Here is a 14,192-nt window from a genome sequence, read left to right as displayed (position 1 = left end):
CGTGTGAATTCGCACTAGGCGGCCTGCTTTCCGGCGAGGAATCGCCGCCTTTCGTATATCCGATTCAGATTTCAGGCTGCTCTTTTGGCGGCCCACACAAGACGCGAGACAGAACAGACCTATGGCCAACACGCCTCAAGCCCGTAAGCGCATCCGTCGCAACAACCGCCGCGCTGAAGTAAACACAGCGCGCATGAGCCGCATCCGCAGCTTCGTCAAAAAAGTCGAGACGGCTTGCGAAGCTGGCAATAAGGATGAAGCGGCTGCCGCTCTCAAAGCAGCTCAGCCAGAACTCGCTCGCGGCGTTGCACGCGGTGTGATGCACAAGAACACAGTGGCGCGCAAAATGTCGCGCCTGTCGAAGCGAGTCGCTTCGCTCTGATTCGCATATTCGGGTCGTCTGGGTGGTTTCACGCTACGTGATTTTACCTGATTGGCCTTGCGCAAAGATACTAAGGGTCGTGTCTGATGACACGGCCCTTTTGTTTTGCGCCCAATAAAACAACTGAGTCACTGAAGAACCCCCAGAAATCCTACGATTCGCGGCGCAAAATTATTCAAATTGTTTGAAAACAATATGTTAAACGCACCCCTGCGGGGTAGGGCCGAGTCAACACAAATATTTAAGATTTGTTGCAATTGAATGCTTGCGCTGAGGCCCCCGAATAGGCTTATTACAGCCATCCGGCGCGGGACAGTCCGGGTACCGAATAATGATGGACGGCAGGTTAGTCTGTGGGGTGTGCCTCGCAGGATAGGGGAACCTTTACCCAGTCGTATAATGGTAAAAACCACCTTGGAGAGGTGCTTCCGAGGGCGATCAGTAGTGGGGAAGCAATGGGCTACAATATAGACAAGGCGCGGTCTACGCGTCGCAAATCAGATGACGATTTAATGGAAGATGCAGAAGCAGTGAACCTGGCCGCCGATTGGGCTGATATTAGCCAAGGCCTCAAGAAAGATTTGGGGCATCAGCTTCACAGCCAATGGATCAAACCGATTCAGGTTGGCGGCATCACCAAAGAGACAGGCGTGCTTGACCTGTTCTTGCCGACCGAATTTTCGGCCAACTGGGTCAAGGACCGGTTTCACGACCGCCTTCAACTCGCATGGAAAATCATGCGCAGCGATGTTCGCACTGTAAATATTCAGGTGCACCCGGGCCGCCGCCAACTGCCCGAACTGCGGCTTGATGATGGCAGACGCCCTGCCAATGATGGCGCAAGCGCTATCGCAGTGGCTGCTGGCACGATTTCGGACGCCGGTTTTACATCGAGCGTCGGTCTGGACCCATCGCTGACCTTCCAAGCCTTCATCACTGGCGAGGCCAATGTGCTTGCCTGCAACGCGGCGCAGCGCATGGCCGCGACCGAACAGCCGCAATTCTCGCCGCTCTATCTGAAAGCGGCGACGGGTCAGGGCAAAACCCACCTCCTGCACGCAATCGGTCACGGTTTCCTCGCCTCGCACCCACGTGCACGCATTTTCTACTGCTCAGCCGAGCGCTTTATGGTGGAATTTGTGCAAGCGCTGAAAGCCAATCAGATGATCGAGTTCAAAGCGCGCCTTCGCAGCTTTGACCTTCTTCTGGTGGACGATATCCAGTTCATCATCGGCAAAGCCTCTGCTCAAGAAGAGCTGCTTTACACGATTGATGCGCTTCTCGCCGAAGGCAAACGCCTCGTGTTTGCCGCCGACCGTGCGCCGCAAGCATTGGACGGGGTCGAACCGCGCCTGCTTAGCCGTCTTTCGATGGGTCTTGTGGCGGACATTCAGGCCGCTGACATTGAGCTGCGCAAAAAGGTGCTGCACTCCAAGCTTGCGCGCTTTGCGCCGCTTAGCGTGCCAGAGGACGTGATCGAATTCCTCGCGCGCACCATTACGCGCAATGTTCGTGAACTGATCGGCGGGTTGAACAAGCTCATCGCCTACGCCCAGCTCACCGGCCAAGAGGTGTCTTTGCAGCTTGCCGAGGAGCAGCTCACCGATATCCTTAGCGCCAACCGCCGCCGGATCACGATTGACGAGATCCAGCGCACCGTGTGCCAGTTCTACCGGATCGATCGGTCGGAAATGTCCTCCAAACGCCGCGCGCGCGCGGTGGTGCGTCCGCGTCAGGTGGCGATGTATCTCTCCAAGGTTTTGACCCCGCGGTCCTATCCTGAGATTGGCCGCAAGTTCGGCGGGCGCGATCACTCAACGGTTATCCACGCCGTTCGCCTGATCGAAGACTTGCGCACCCGCGATGCTGATATGGACGGCGATGTAAGGAGCCTTTTGCGCCAGTTGGAAAGCTAATCTTTTTATTGGGCAAAAGGTTAATTCGCACACAATTTGCACAGGGTATGCGCAGGCTGGTCCACAGCTGCGCTCCCCAGTGTTTACACCTTTGACCAACAGCTAATCGACGCCTTATTCACTGGGCTACCCACAGCCCTGTCGACAGCCTTTGCACATCCTGCCAACACGTTATCCATGGCCTTATCACCAGCCCGCCTCGACCGCTTCGCCCGCCACATTGTGCTGCCCGAAATCGGCGGCGCTGGGCAGGTCGCGCTCAGCGGCAAGCATATCGCGGTAATCGGCCTTGGCGGCATCGGCTCGCCCGCTCTGCAATATCTCGCAGGGGCCGGGATTGGCCGCTTCACCCTCGTCGATGACGATGTGGTGGATGCATCGAACCTCCAACGCCAGACCATATTCACTGCGCGCGATATTGGCCACGGCAAGGCCACCAGCGCGCGGCGCTGGCTCGCCAATTTCGACGATGCGCTCAAGGTGGACATTTCGGACAGCCGCATCACCACCGAAAACGTCGGCGACCTGATTGCGGGCGCTGACCTCGTGCTTGATGGCACGGACAATTTCGCCACAAGGCTCGCCGTCTCCGACGCCTGTGTTGCCGAGCGTGTGCCCTTGCTCTCTGCCGCAGTGGGCCGGTTCCAAGGCCAGGTTGGAGCCTTCGCCGGGCACCTTGTGGGCAATGCGTGCTATCGCTGTTTTGTCGGCGATGCGTTCGATGCGGAGGACTGCGACACCTGCGCCGAGGACGGCATGCTGGGCGCGATGGCCGGCTGGACCGGGAGCTTTGCCGCGATGCAAGCGGTGCGTATCCTGCTCGCCGGGGTCAGCCGTTTTGGCCAGCCGATGTGGGGCAAGCTGCATATCCTCGACGGGATGACACCGGGAATGCGCACGCTGACGATCGCCAAGGACCCAGCATGCGGGGGCTGCGGACACGGCGAGTAAACGCCTCACTTTTTCCTACATGCCTGGACTATGGCATTGGGTATTGATGAATGCAGCTACCGAAAAAAATCGTGCGGCTGAAAATTTGTTGGCAAAGTGTTCCATAACTAGAAACCATCAAGCCACTGAAAAAATGGACAATTCAAGATTGTCGTTCCTGCGCTAAGGAACAGCGGTGTCCCTTAAGTCTCTCCCAGGCGCCGCTCGGCTCACCATCTCAAGCGTGTTTGGGACCCTGCTGCGCGGCCAAGCGTTTACAACAGACCACCAGAGCACTTATGCCAGTTTGAAGACGACCACCAACTCAGGATCGACCGCAAATGATCACCCTTCTCTCGCCTGCCAAAAAGCTCAATTTTGATGAGCCGCAAACCGCGCTTGAGATAACGCGGCCCCGGCTCGAAGAAGACACCCGCGAAATCGCCGAAGTTGCGAAAAAACAATCGGCGAAATCGCTCGCCAAGCTGATGCATATCTCGGACAATTTGGCTGAATTGAACCACGAGCGCTTTAAGGCGTTTGACCTTGAAGGCCGCAGCAATTCGGCAAAGCCAGCAGGCCTCACCTTTGACGGCGATGTCTATTGGGGGCTTGAGGCGAAGTCCTTGGGTGATGAGAGCCTTCAATACGCGCAGGATCATCTTCGCATTCTATCAGGGCTTTACGGCGTGCTGCGGCCGATGGATGCGATCCAGCCGTACCGTCTTGAGATGGGCACCAAGATGAAGAACAAGCGGGGCAAATCGCTCTATGACTTTTGGGGGAGCCGCATTGGCGAGCAATTGGCGGGCGACCTCGAAGGCCACAGCGACAACACGGTCGTGAACTTGGCTAGCAACGAGTATTTCAAGGCAGTCGACACCGCCGCGCTTCCCGGCAAAGTGATCGAGGCGACGTTCCTCAATGTGAAGGACGGCGAGGCTCGGCGGTTGATGTATCACGTGAAGTTTGGCCGCGGCCTGATGGCGCGATGGATCATGGAGAACCGGATCGAGAAGGCAGACGACCTGCGCGGCTTTGATGCGGAAGGGTACACTCTGGATGCGAAGGCCTCGAGCGAGACCGAGCTGGTGTTTACCCGTCCGCAACCACCGGTAAAGAAAAAGTGATCCGATGAGCGACAATAAATCCTCCAATGATCTTGCAGAAGATCGCACCGATCTTGCCGAAGACCGGACCGATTGGGCCGAGGACCGCACGCTTATGGCCAACGAGCGGACCTTTGCTGGCTGGATGCGAACGGGACTTGCGGCGGTTGGGATCGGGCTCGGCTTCAACGCTTTGTTTAGTAAGATGGAGCCCGCCTACGTTCCTAAAGCGATTGCGACCGTTTTCATCCTGATCGGCGTCTTCATCTTCTACGCGGCGCAGCGCAATGCCTGCGCGGTGACAAGCCGGCTTGAGGCGCATAAGGCCGATCCGCTGGACACGATAAACATGCGCCTGATCGCTGCGTTCATGGCGCTTGGCAGCGTCGGCCTTGTGTTTGGAATTTGGTTTATGACGTTTTGAAGGAGGCTCAACCGGCCAGAACTTCTTCCACCCACTGCGGCACGACCTGCGTTGCAGCTCCATGGCGGGCCTCATGGAAAATTGGCGTTCCCTCGCTTGCCTCAAGGTTGAGTTCCAGGGTCTTCGCGCCAAGGCGCTTGGCTTGCTCCACAAAACCAGCCGCCGGGTACACCGCCCCGCTGGTGCCGATGGAGACGAACAGATCGCAGCGCGTCACCGCCTCTTCGATCCGGCGCATTTGGTACGGAATTTCGCCGAACCACACGACGTCCGGGCGCAAAGTGGGCGCTTGGCATACGGGGCACGGCGGACGGTCCGACATCGGCGCGTCCCAGCGCGAACGCGTCCCGCACGAGGTGCACAGAGCAGACTTCAGCTCTCCGTGCATATGGCACACATTGGAAGAGCCGCCGCGCTCATGCAAATCATCGACGTTTTGAGTAACAAGGAGAAAATCGCCAGAAAATTCGCACTCCAATTTTGCCAGAGCGGTGTGCGCTGCATTGGGCTCAACCTTAGCCAAAGCCGCCCGGCGCGCATCATAAAAACCCAACACAAGATCAGGATCGCGGGCAAAACATTGGGGCGTGGCAACGTCCTCGATCGCGTGTTTTTCCCACAAGCCGCCGCCGTCTCGAAAGGTGTCGATGCCGCTTTCTGCGGAAATTCCGGCCCCTGTTAGGATGACGATGCGCTTAACCTGTGTCATGGACTTATTGAAACACGCAAAGCTTGAGGGAAGCAATGGCATCGTTTGGAATTATCGGCAGCAAAGGCCGCATGGGTCAGGCACTGGCGGCCGCCATTGAAGCTGCAGGTCACAGCCTTGCTGGCGGCGTTGATGCAGGCGAATTGCCGGGGCCATTGGCGCTGGAATCGGATGCGCTGATCGACTTTTCTGCACCCTCAGCGCTGGAGGCGAACCTCAAAGCGGCGCGGGTTGCAGGCATTCCGATACTTATCGGGACGACTGGGTTGGAAGAGGCAGATTTCGCCGCGATTGAAGAGGCTGCCAAGGCTATTCCCGTCCTGCAAACCGGCAACACCTCGCTAGGCGTTACTTTGCTGAGCGCATTGGTCAAACAGGCAGCTCAGCGTCTGGGCGATGATTGGGATATCGAGGTGCTCGAGATGCACCACCGCCATAAGGTCGATGCGCCCTCAGGCACGGCAAAACTGCTGGGCGAGGCGGCAGCAGACGGACGCTGCGTCGATCTCGCAGAGACGATGGACAGCGGGCGGCACGGCCAAACCGGCGCGCGAAAGGCGGGCGACATCGGCTTTGCCACCTTGCGCGGCGGCAGTGTTGCGGGCGATCACTCGGTGATTTTTGCAGGCGAACAAGAACGCCTCACCCTCTCGCATTCGGCGGAAAACAGGTCGATTTTTGCGCGCGGCGCGGTGCGCGGGGCGCAATGGTTGATTGGAAAACCCCATGGGCGCTACAATATGGAGCATGTGCTGGACCTTTAGGTCCCGCCTAGGGGAGAATATGCTGGACCTTTGAGGACAGCCGGGTCGGGGGACCAAGATGGCAAGTTTGAGGGGCAAACTCTACGAGCAGCTTTTTGTCGGCGCGCATCCGGACGGGCGCCTGACAGTCCTTAACCGCGTGCTGATCGTCACGATTATTCTGGCGGTTATCGGCGCGGCTCTGGGCACAGAACCCAAGCTTTCAGCCGAAATGCACAGCGCGCTTAAGGTCGGTGAACTGGTCTTTGGCACGATCTTTCTGGCCGAATACATTGCACGGGTCTACGCCGCAGCAGAGACCCCGGGGGAAGGGTCAGCCTGGGCCAAACGCTGGGCCTTCATGCGAAGCTGGATCGGGATTGTTGACCTCATTGTGGTGGTGGCGACCCTCGCCCCGCTGATTGCAGGCGATGCGGCGGTTCTAAGGGTGCTCAGGCTCTTCCGCGTCATTGCGGTGATGAAATTTGGGCGCTTTAACGCGGCGATCCAATCGGTGTGGAGAGCGATCGCAGACAGGGGCGATGACCTGATCGTAACGGTCGCGCTGGCGTTCATTTTCGTGCTGACCGGGGCAACCCTGCTGCACATCGTGGAAGGAGACATTCAGCCCGATGCCTTTGGCTCTATCCCAAGGGCTTTGTGGTGGTCGGTGATCACTTTGACCACGGTCGGTTACGGCGATGCCTACCCGGTCACGATCATGGGCAAGATCATCGGCGGGACGCTTGCTTTGTCGGGCGTGGCCTTTGTCGCGATGCCAACGGGCATTATCGCCGCCGCCTTCTCAGATGCCATGCAAGCGCGCCGCGATCAAAAGATCCAGGAAATGCGCGAGCATTTGGAGCGGCTGGATGAAATCGACGAGAATGTGGTGGCAAAACTTGAGAAACTCGAGCGGGCAAGCCAGACGCCGCCCTCATGAGATATAAGTCATGACTAAAGATCAGATATTCGAGTTTTTCCGGCGGCTTGCCGAGGACAATCCTGAGCCTGAGACCGAGCTTGAATATGGCAATGCCTATCAGCTGGTGGTGGCCGTGGCCTTGTCGGCGCAGGCGACCGATGTGGGGGTGAACAAAGCGACCCGCGCGCTGTTTGCAACGGTGAAGACGCCGCAGGAAATGCTTGACTTGGGCCTTGAGGGGTTGATCCGCCACATCAAGACGATTGGCCTGTTCAACTCCAAAGCGAAAAATGTGATCGCATTGTCGCAGCTTCTGATCGACGAATATGGCGGAGAGGTGCCGGACACCCGCGATGATCTGGTGCGGCTGCCCGGAGTGGGGCGCAAGACGGCCAATGTGGTTCTCAATTGCTGGTTCAAACAAGAGACCTTTGCGGTTGATACCCATATCCTGAGGGTGGGCAACCGCACAGGCCTTGCCAAAGGAAAGACGCCTGAGAGCGTTGAGGCGAAGCTTGAGAAACGCGTGCCGGGGCCCTTTCGCCTTCATGCGCACCATTGGCTGATCCTGCATGGGCGATATGTGTGCAAAGCCAGGACACCCGAATGCTGGCGGTGCGGTCAGGTGGACTTGTGCAGCTTCCGCAAAAAGGTGCTGGAAAAGCCGAAAGGGCGCGCGTGATGGAGCTTTCAGACCCAGATGACAAAGAAGCTGTGCGCAAATTTGCGGCAAGGGCGAGCCAGCGTGATTCTCTTACCGCCCTTAGGAATGAACTGCTTTACTTGTGTAAGAGCCTGCTTGGAGAAAGGGCTGTGTGAAATTAGACATTCGTGAAGCCTCATCCGCCGACAACGCGGCCATCCTTGGCATTATCCTGCCCATCATCCGCGCTGGCGAGACATATGCGCTTGACCCGCAGATGAGCGCTGATGACGCGCTGGAGTATTGGACTGCGCCGTCCAAACGCTCATTCGTCGCGATCAGCGATCATCAAATTGTCGGCACCTACTACCTGACCGCCAATCAGGCAGGCGGCGGCGCGCATGTTTGCAATTGCGGGTTTATGGTGAGCCCTGAGGCTTCGGGCAAAGGGGTTGCGGGGGCCATGTGCGAGCACGCTTTGGAAACCGCCCGGTGCCTTGGATACCGCGCTATGCAATTCAATTTTGTCGTCTCAACCAACACGCGCGCTATCGCCTTGTGGGAGCGTTTGGGGTTTCATGTCGCGGGCCGCCTGCCCCGCGCGTTCGAGCACCCCATCCACGGGCTTGTTGATGCACTTGTCATGTATCAGGAACTGTAAAGGCTCATTGCGGGTTTAGCTTGGAGAGCCCATGGTCCGCCCCTAGGGGCTAAGAGGAGAAAGCGTATGAACCGTTCACTTGGCCTGTTTGCCCCTGCGATCCTCACCTTTGTCGGCCTTAGCGCCTGTGCGCCCGTAGAGGGCTCATCCCGGCCAGACCCGGCCCTTGCAGGCCCAGCGGTCAAGGTTGTAGGCGAGGCTGAGACCTGCATCCGCACCCAGGCCATTCGGCAATCGCGTGTACGCAGCGATCAGGTCATTGATTTCGAGATGCGCGGAGGCACAGTCTATCGCTCAACCCTGACAAATCGTTGCCCCCGGCTGGGCTTTGAAGAGGCCTTCACTTACTCGACTTCGATAAATCAGCTGTGCAAGCAGACGATTATCCGGGTGATTTCGCCGATTGCTGGCCAGCTTGATGTGGGCGCATCATGCAGCTTGGGCGAATTTGTGCCGGTGGAATATGTCACCTCAGACGAGTGACTTAGTGAGATAATGCGAGGCGTGGCCCTTGGGCCGGTTCGGCAGCGTCGCCATTAACGAATAGCCAAGTTTCTCGTAGAAGGGCTTTGCCTGCCAGCTGGTCGTTTCGACCAAGGCCTGTTCGCAATTGTGCTGGCGCGCGTAGCCTTCCGCCTCGGTCATCAGCTTTGCGCCGATTCCAGAACCGCGAGCGCTTTCGTCCAGCCATACGAGTTCGATATGGAGCGTGTTCCAATAGCACACCGCTCTGATACCGCCTTGTAGGGCGCCATCATCGCCGTGCGCCAATACGAAGAATTTGACCTCTTCCGTGACCACTTCGAGACCGGGCACATGGGCTTTGTTAAAGGCGACAATACCCTCGCTAAGCGCCGCTGCATCCTCAGGGGCTGCTTCTTGCGTGGCGGTAATGGGCATTAGCCCCTCTGTCTCGCTTAAACATCGTCGGCTGAGATCATCTCGGCCTTGTCAATCTCGCCCGTTAGCGCTGCCACGGTGGTCGCGACCGCTGCATCGCCAGAGACGTTAGTGGTCGTGCGCATCATGTCCATGATCCGGTCGATCCCGGCCACCAAAGCAATGGTTTCAAGCGGCACCCCAACCGCGCCAAACACCAGCGCCATCATGATAAGCCCCGCGCCCGGAATGCCCGCTGCACCAATGGCTCCCAAAGTGCCAAGGACCGAGATGAGGACGTAGTCACCCATATCGAGCTGAACGCCAAAGACCTGCGCCCCGAACAAAGTCGCAAGTCCCAGATACATCGCTGTGCCGTTCATATTGATCGTCGCGCCAAGGCTGATGACGAAGCTTGCAACCGAGTTCGAAACACCAAGGTTCCGCCGGGCACAGCGCAAGGTGACAGGCAAGGTCGCATTTGAGCTCGCCGTGGAATAGCTGACCGCGATGGCGTCAATAATCCCCCGGAAGAAGTCGATCACCGGCAGTTTGGCGATAAACTTGATCATGCCGCCATAAATGAGGCCGATGATCAGCAAGCACCCGACGTAGTTCAGGATTACCACGATACCCAGCGCTCGGAGTGCATCCAGACCGAGGGTGCCTGCCACCCATGCCATCAATGCAAAAACACCAAAGGGCGTCAGCTCCATGATGATCATGGTCACTTTCTGCATAACGACCGCGCCGCTGTCGAAGATTTTGAGAACCGGCTCGCCCTCCTCTTTCGCCATAAGAATGCCGATGCCGATGAGCAGCGCAAAGACAATAAGCGGCAGGACGTTCGCATCCGCCATAACTTGCACCGGACTTTGCGGGATCATTCCCATGATCATATCGCGGAACGTGGTCTCACTTGGCGGAGGCGTTGCGCCCATTTCGATTGTGGAGATATCGACGCCTGCGCCGGGCTGCACAACAGTCCCGATCCCAAGACCCAGCCACACCGCCATCTGGCCCGTCACCACAAACAGCAAAAGCGCGCGCCAGCCGACACTGCCAAGTTTGCGAAGATCGCCGATACTGGCAACGCCCGCAACGAGGCTGAAGAAGATCAGCGGCACCACCAGCATTTTGATAAAGGCGATGAAAATATCGCCAATAATCTTGATCGACGCCGCCCCCGGTCCCCAAAGATAGCCCGTGATGACCCCAAGGATCAGCGCACCGATGACCCGCTGCCACAGCGGAATTGCGAACCAGGTCTTCATGAGCGTTTACGCCTCTTCTTGTGTGGTTTTCAAAGCAAGCGCCCCCAGCGCTGCGCGTGTGTAAATTCTGGCTAGCGCATCCAGATCAGGAATAGCCACCGCTTCATTGCGCTTATGCATGGTTGCATTGCACAGGCCAAATTCAATCACCGGACACACCGCGCGAAGAAACCGCGCATCGGACGTGCCGCCAGTGGTGGACGCCTCTGGCTTAACTCCCGTTTCCTCCTCAACCGCCTGTGCCAGCATATCGGAAAATTCTCCCGGAGCGGTCAGAAACGGCTCGCCCGAGATGATCGGCAATGCGCGCCCGCCGTGTTTCTCCGCAATCGCTGAGACCCGCTCAGACAGCGATGCACCCGAATGAAGGTCGTTGAACCGGATCGAAATCCGCCCGCGCGCCTCAGCCGGAATCACATTGTGCGCCTTATTGCCCACTTCAATTTCGGTGATCTCTAGGTTTGAAGGTTGGAACCAATCGGTGCCCGTGTCGAGCACCAGCTCGTCCAGCTCTTTGAGCATCGCCACCAGTTTTGGCAGCGGGTTATCGGCAAGATGCGGGTAGGCGACATGGCCCTGCGTCCCTTCGACCGTGAGAAAGATGTTCACTGAGCCCCTACGGCCGATTTTCATCATATCTCCCAGGCGATTGACAGATGTGGGTTCACCCACCAGGCACAGGTCAGGCTGAATGCCTTCTTGGCGCATATGGTCGATCAACGCGCGGGTGCCGTGAAGCGCGGGCCCCTCCTCATCGCCGGTGATAATCAAGCTGAGCGTGCCAGCCTCCGCTGGAATATCGTGAACAGCGGCGGCGAAACAGGCGACCGCGCTTTTCATATCAACCGCGCCGCGCCCGTAGAGAAGCTCGCCCTCTTGCGTGGGCACAAAGGGATCGCTCTCCCAGCCATCGCCCGGAGGGACCACATCAAGGTGCCCTGCAAAGGCGAAGTGTTTTGATCCCTCAGGCCCCTTGCGGATCGCGAATAGGTTCTCCACCGGAGCCTCATCTGAGCCTTCTTCGCCATCGCCGCGCGTGAAGCGGTGGCAGGCAAAGCCCAGCGGCCTCAGCATCGCTTCCATCTCATCAAACACGCCCCCCGTCGCAGGGGTCACCGAGGCGTGCGAAATTAGGCGCTTGGCATAATCTAGGGCAATACTCATGACGCGTTAGCTAGCAGGAGATGAGCCCAATGCCCAAGCTTGATTTGAGCGCAATCGCGCAAACCAATGCGACCGGATACCCTGCCCCATTTGATGAGCCGGTGAAGGGGCGCAAATACCGCCGCTTGGCGCCTGCTGCAGGCTTACAAAAACTGCGGGCAAGCCACGTGGTTCTTGAACCGGGGGCGTGGTCGTCTCAGCGGCATTGGCACCGCGACATTGATGAGCTTTTGGTGATGCTGTCGGGCGAGGCGGTGCTGGTGGAGGATGAGGGCGAGAGTGTGGTCCGGCCAGGCGACATCATCGCATGGCCAGCAGGCGCTGCTAACGGTCACCACTTGCAGAACCGGGGGGAAAGCGCCTGCGTCTTCTTGGTCGCTACAGCGGGTGATTACGAGACAGACGGGGGTGAATATCCGGATATCGACATGGTGTTCGAACCGGACGGATATTACCGCCGCGACGGGACACGGTACGAAACCGACCGTATTTCGTAAGAAACTAAACCGTCTCGAACTGCTCAATCACCCATTCCTCATCCTCTGAGGCTTCGATCCAATGGGTCATCCAATCGTGTTCCAGCATCGCATCCATATAGCTTTGTGCAAAGCCAGGGATGCCAATGCCGTAAGTGGCGAAGCGTGAGACTATGGGCGCGTAAAAAATGTCAGCTGCTCCAAAAGTGCCAAACAGGAACGGCCCCGATGACCCATGGCGCGCGCGCGCCTCTGCCCATAATTGAAGGACACGCACTATCTCTGATTTGGTCTTCTCTGTCAGGCTTTGAAGCGGCACGCGGCTGCGCACATTCATCGGCATTTCGGAGCGCAATGAGCCGTAGGAGGAGTGCATTTCAGCCACCATTGCCCGCGCCATACCGCGCGCCGTGTCGTCCTTGGGCCAATACCGGTCGCGGCCCACTTTATCAGAGAGATATTCCATGATCGCGAGGCTGTCCCAAATGACAGTGTCTCCGTCCCAAAGGATCGGGACTTTGCCTGAAGAAGGCTGAAACTCCTCGCCCCGCTTTTGCGCTTGCCAGTGTTCGCCAAGGATTGGCACCGTAATCTCTTCAAAATGCAGACCCGACTGTTTGGCCGCGAGCCAGCCGCGCAAGGACCAGCTAGAGTAGTTCTTATTTCCAATGATCAGTTTCATATTCGCGCCTACTCTGCCTTGCTGGGCTCTGTTTGATTACGCTTAGGTATTCAGGCTTTCGCTGTCGAGCCTGAACGGGTTACAAGGGACACCCAATCCTTTTGGAAACACTTCATGGCCCTTCCCCCATTCCACCTCGCTTTTCCCGTCGATGACCTTGCCAAAGCGCGCGCGTTTTACGGGGAGCTTTTGGGCTGCAAAGAGGGACGCTCTTGTGACGAGTGGATCGACTTTAACTTCCATGGCCATCAAATCGTCGCCCACCTTTCGCATGGCACCAGCGCAGATGCCGTGACCAATCACGTAGATGGACACGGCGTCCCCGTCCCGCACTTCGGACTGGTATTGACCATGGAGGACTGGGAGGAACTGGCCGGCAAATTGCGCGGCGCGGGCGCCGAATTTGTGATGGAACCCACTGTGCGTTTCAAAGGGGAAACGGGTGAGCAAGCCACCATGTTCCTGCGCGATCCGGCGGGCAATGCTCTGGAGTTTAAGGCCTTCGCAGATCAAGGCCAATTGTTTGCGAAGTGAGCTTGGCAATACCCGCTCAGCCGCTGTCCCTTGGCCCGGCTTCCTTTTGGCCCGTTCGGCGAGCACAATTCAATCCGGTGGGACTGTCCGTCGTCAGAACATTTGGCACAAGTTTGAGTTTGGAATAGCGGAGCGTTTGATCCGTGCTCATCGTTTGATGATGGCTTCAGCTCTACCAAAGTAGGCGCCGGCAGGGGTCACATTACTCAGGCTCTCGTGTTAACGGTGATGGTTGTAATGCTCGACGAACGTTTCGATTTGGACCTCGAGATCGCCGGGTAAGAAGTAGTTCTCCAGCAAGATGCGGTTTTTGAGCGTCTGATGCCCCATAGGACTTTGGCGCTCGATCTTGCCCTGCGTCTGGGATGGACGAGCGCGACACTGGGCAACGTTCTGAAGCGCCTTTGCGCCGGGCTTGTCCGGCTCTCCATCATCAAGCCCGCAAAGTGATGCCCAAAACAGATCGCCGGCTTCTTTGAGCGCGTCCCGGCGCTCTCGTGCGGTGTCCAGAGATGTCGTTTTTAGTGAAACGCGGATGCGCCCACGATCATCATAGGCTGCATAACGCGCAGGCACTCGGCGATTGTAGTGCCAATGGCCTGCTCTGAATTCCAGATGGCGATTGCCTGCTTGCATGCGCTCCAACACGGGTTTTGGTCCACAAAATGGTACACATTTTGGTCCACAAATTCCTCGCGGTGATAGCGCAACAGGGGCTTTTGAGCAATTAAGCCCCTGTGC

Annotated in this window: 17 protein-coding genes and 2 pseudogenes; 12 read left to right on the top strand and 7 right to left on the bottom strand. The window is 57.8% G+C overall.

Going from position 1 to position 14,192, the window contains the following annotated elements; translation table 11 throughout:
- Window positions 1-121 precede the first annotated feature (121 nt).
- The 5 genes from rpsT (at window position 122) to AC0V60_RS15740 (ending at window position 4,761) form a co-directional block, all read left to right on the top strand.
- A complete protein-coding gene (gene rpsT / locus AC0V60_RS15760) occupies window positions 122-382 on the top strand; it encodes a 30S ribosomal protein S20 (RefSeq protein ID WP_486156902.1) in 261 nt (86 codons plus the stop codon).
- A 455-nt stretch (window positions 383-837) separates the two neighbouring features.
- Window positions 838-2,298 (top strand): chromosomal replication initiator protein DnaA, encoded by a 1,461-nt coding sequence (gene dnaA / locus AC0V60_RS15755; RefSeq protein WP_486179366.1) that lies wholly within the window; start codon window positions 838-840, stop codon window positions 2,296-2,298.
- Window positions 2,299-2,475: 177 nt separating this feature from the next.
- Complete coding sequence (locus AC0V60_RS15750; RefSeq protein WP_486179365.1) at window positions 2,476-3,249, top strand: HesA/MoeB/ThiF family protein; 774 nt, start codon at window positions 2,476-2,478, stop codon at window positions 3,247-3,249.
- A 320-nt stretch (window positions 3,250-3,569) separates the two neighbouring features.
- Entirely contained in the window at window positions 3,570-4,358 is a 789-nt protein-coding gene (yaaA, locus tag AC0V60_RS15745; protein WP_486179364.1) for a peroxide stress protein YaaA, read from the top strand.
- Between the two features lie 4 nt (window positions 4,359-4,362).
- Window positions 4,363-4,761, top strand: coding sequence for a YidH family protein (locus AC0V60_RS15740; RefSeq protein ID WP_486179363.1), 399 nt, complete (start codon window positions 4,363-4,365; stop codon window positions 4,759-4,761).
- Window positions 4,762-4,768: 7 nt separating this feature from the next.
- Here the strand turns inward: AC0V60_RS15740 and AC0V60_RS15735 are convergent, their stop codons facing one another.
- Window positions 4,769-5,470 carry an NAD-dependent deacylase gene (locus tag AC0V60_RS15735; RefSeq protein ID WP_486179362.1) on the bottom strand — a complete coding sequence of 234 codons (702 nt, stop codon included), beginning with the start codon at window positions 5,468-5,470 and terminating at the stop codon, window positions 4,769-4,771.
- Between the two features lie 35 nt (window positions 5,471-5,505).
- Here AC0V60_RS15735 and dapB point away from each other — a divergent pair, with 35 nt between their 5' ends.
- From dapB to AC0V60_RS15710, 5 genes are all read left to right on the top strand, one after another.
- A complete protein-coding gene (gene dapB, locus AC0V60_RS15730; RefSeq protein ID WP_486179361.1) occupies window positions 5,506-6,234 on the top strand; it encodes a 4-hydroxy-tetrahydrodipicolinate reductase in 729 nt (242 codons plus the stop codon).
- Window positions 6,235-6,292: 58 nt separating this feature from the next.
- A complete protein-coding gene (locus AC0V60_RS15725; RefSeq protein WP_486179360.1) occupies window positions 6,293-7,156 on the top strand; it encodes an ion transporter in 864 nt (287 codons plus the stop codon).
- 10 nt (window positions 7,157-7,166) lie between these two features.
- A complete protein-coding gene (gene nth / locus AC0V60_RS15720; protein WP_486179359.1) occupies window positions 7,167-7,820 on the top strand; it encodes an endonuclease III in 654 nt (217 codons plus the stop codon).
- 133 nt (window positions 7,821-7,953) lie between these two features.
- Window positions 7,954-8,442, top strand: a complete 489-nt coding sequence (locus AC0V60_RS15715; RefSeq protein WP_486179358.1) for a GNAT family N-acetyltransferase — start codon at window positions 7,954-7,956, stop codon at window positions 8,440-8,442.
- A gap of 66 nt (window positions 8,443-8,508) precedes the next feature.
- Window positions 8,509-8,925, top strand: a complete 417-nt coding sequence (locus AC0V60_RS15710; protein ID WP_486179357.1) for a hypothetical protein — start codon at window positions 8,509-8,511, stop codon at window positions 8,923-8,925.
- Here AC0V60_RS15710 and AC0V60_RS15705 read toward each other — a convergent pair.
- The 3 genes from AC0V60_RS15705 to dapE are packed head-to-tail and all read right to left on the bottom strand — an operon-like array spanning window position 8,914 to window position 11,759.
- Window positions 8,914-9,342, bottom strand: coding sequence for a GNAT family N-acetyltransferase (locus AC0V60_RS15705; RefSeq protein ID WP_486179356.1), 429 nt, complete (start codon window positions 9,340-9,342; stop codon window positions 8,914-8,916). The two genes, AC0V60_RS15710 and AC0V60_RS15705, sit on opposite strands and share 12 nt — an antisense overlap.
- A 17-nt stretch (window positions 9,343-9,359) precedes the next feature.
- Window positions 9,360-10,595 carry a dicarboxylate/amino acid:cation symporter gene (locus AC0V60_RS15700; protein WP_486179355.1) on the bottom strand — a complete coding sequence of 412 codons (1,236 nt, stop codon included), beginning with the start codon at window positions 10,593-10,595 and terminating at the stop codon, window positions 9,360-9,362.
- A gap of 6 nt (window positions 10,596-10,601) precedes the next feature.
- Window positions 10,602-11,759 carry a succinyl-diaminopimelate desuccinylase gene (dapE, locus tag AC0V60_RS15695; protein ID WP_486179354.1) on the bottom strand — a complete coding sequence of 386 codons (1,158 nt, stop codon included), beginning with the start codon at window positions 11,757-11,759 and terminating at the stop codon, window positions 10,602-10,604.
- Between the two features lie 29 nt (window positions 11,760-11,788).
- Here dapE and AC0V60_RS15690 point away from each other — a divergent pair, with 29 nt between their 5' ends.
- On the top strand, window positions 11,789-12,256 hold the full coding sequence (locus AC0V60_RS15690) for a cupin domain-containing protein (protein WP_486179353.1): 468 nt from the start codon (window positions 11,789-11,791) through the stop codon (window positions 12,254-12,256).
- A gap of 4 nt (window positions 12,257-12,260) precedes the next feature.
- Here AC0V60_RS15690 and AC0V60_RS15685 read toward each other — a convergent pair whose 3' ends face one another.
- The gene (locus AC0V60_RS15685) at window positions 12,261-12,917 is read right to left on the bottom strand and encodes a glutathione S-transferase family protein (protein ID WP_486179352.1); all 657 of its coding nucleotides are present in this window, start codon (window positions 12,915-12,917) and stop codon (window positions 12,261-12,263) included.
- A 114-nt stretch (window positions 12,918-13,031) separates the two neighbouring features.
- On the opposite strand from AC0V60_RS15685, the gene AC0V60_RS15680 reads away from it, so the two are divergent.
- Window positions 13,032-13,451 carry a VOC family protein gene (locus AC0V60_RS15680; RefSeq protein ID WP_486179351.1) on the top strand — a complete coding sequence of 140 codons (420 nt, stop codon included), beginning with the start codon at window positions 13,032-13,034 and terminating at the stop codon, window positions 13,449-13,451.
- A gap of 150 nt (window positions 13,452-13,601) precedes the next feature.
- On the opposite strand, the pseudogene AC0V60_RS15675 reads toward AC0V60_RS15680, so the two are convergent.
- Window positions 13,602-13,814: pseudogene (locus AC0V60_RS15675) on the bottom strand (integrase core domain-containing protein); the annotation flags it as partial.
- Window positions 13,815-13,907: 93 nt separating this feature from the next.
- Window positions 13,908-14,087 (bottom strand): annotated as a pseudogene (locus tag AC0V60_RS15670) (DUF6538 domain-containing protein); the annotation flags it as partial.
- Window positions 14,088-14,192: the final 105 nt, after the last annotated feature.

This window comes from Erythrobacter sp. S259 (assembly GCF_057364965.1).
This window is presented reverse-complemented; position numbering and strand designations above follow the sequence as displayed.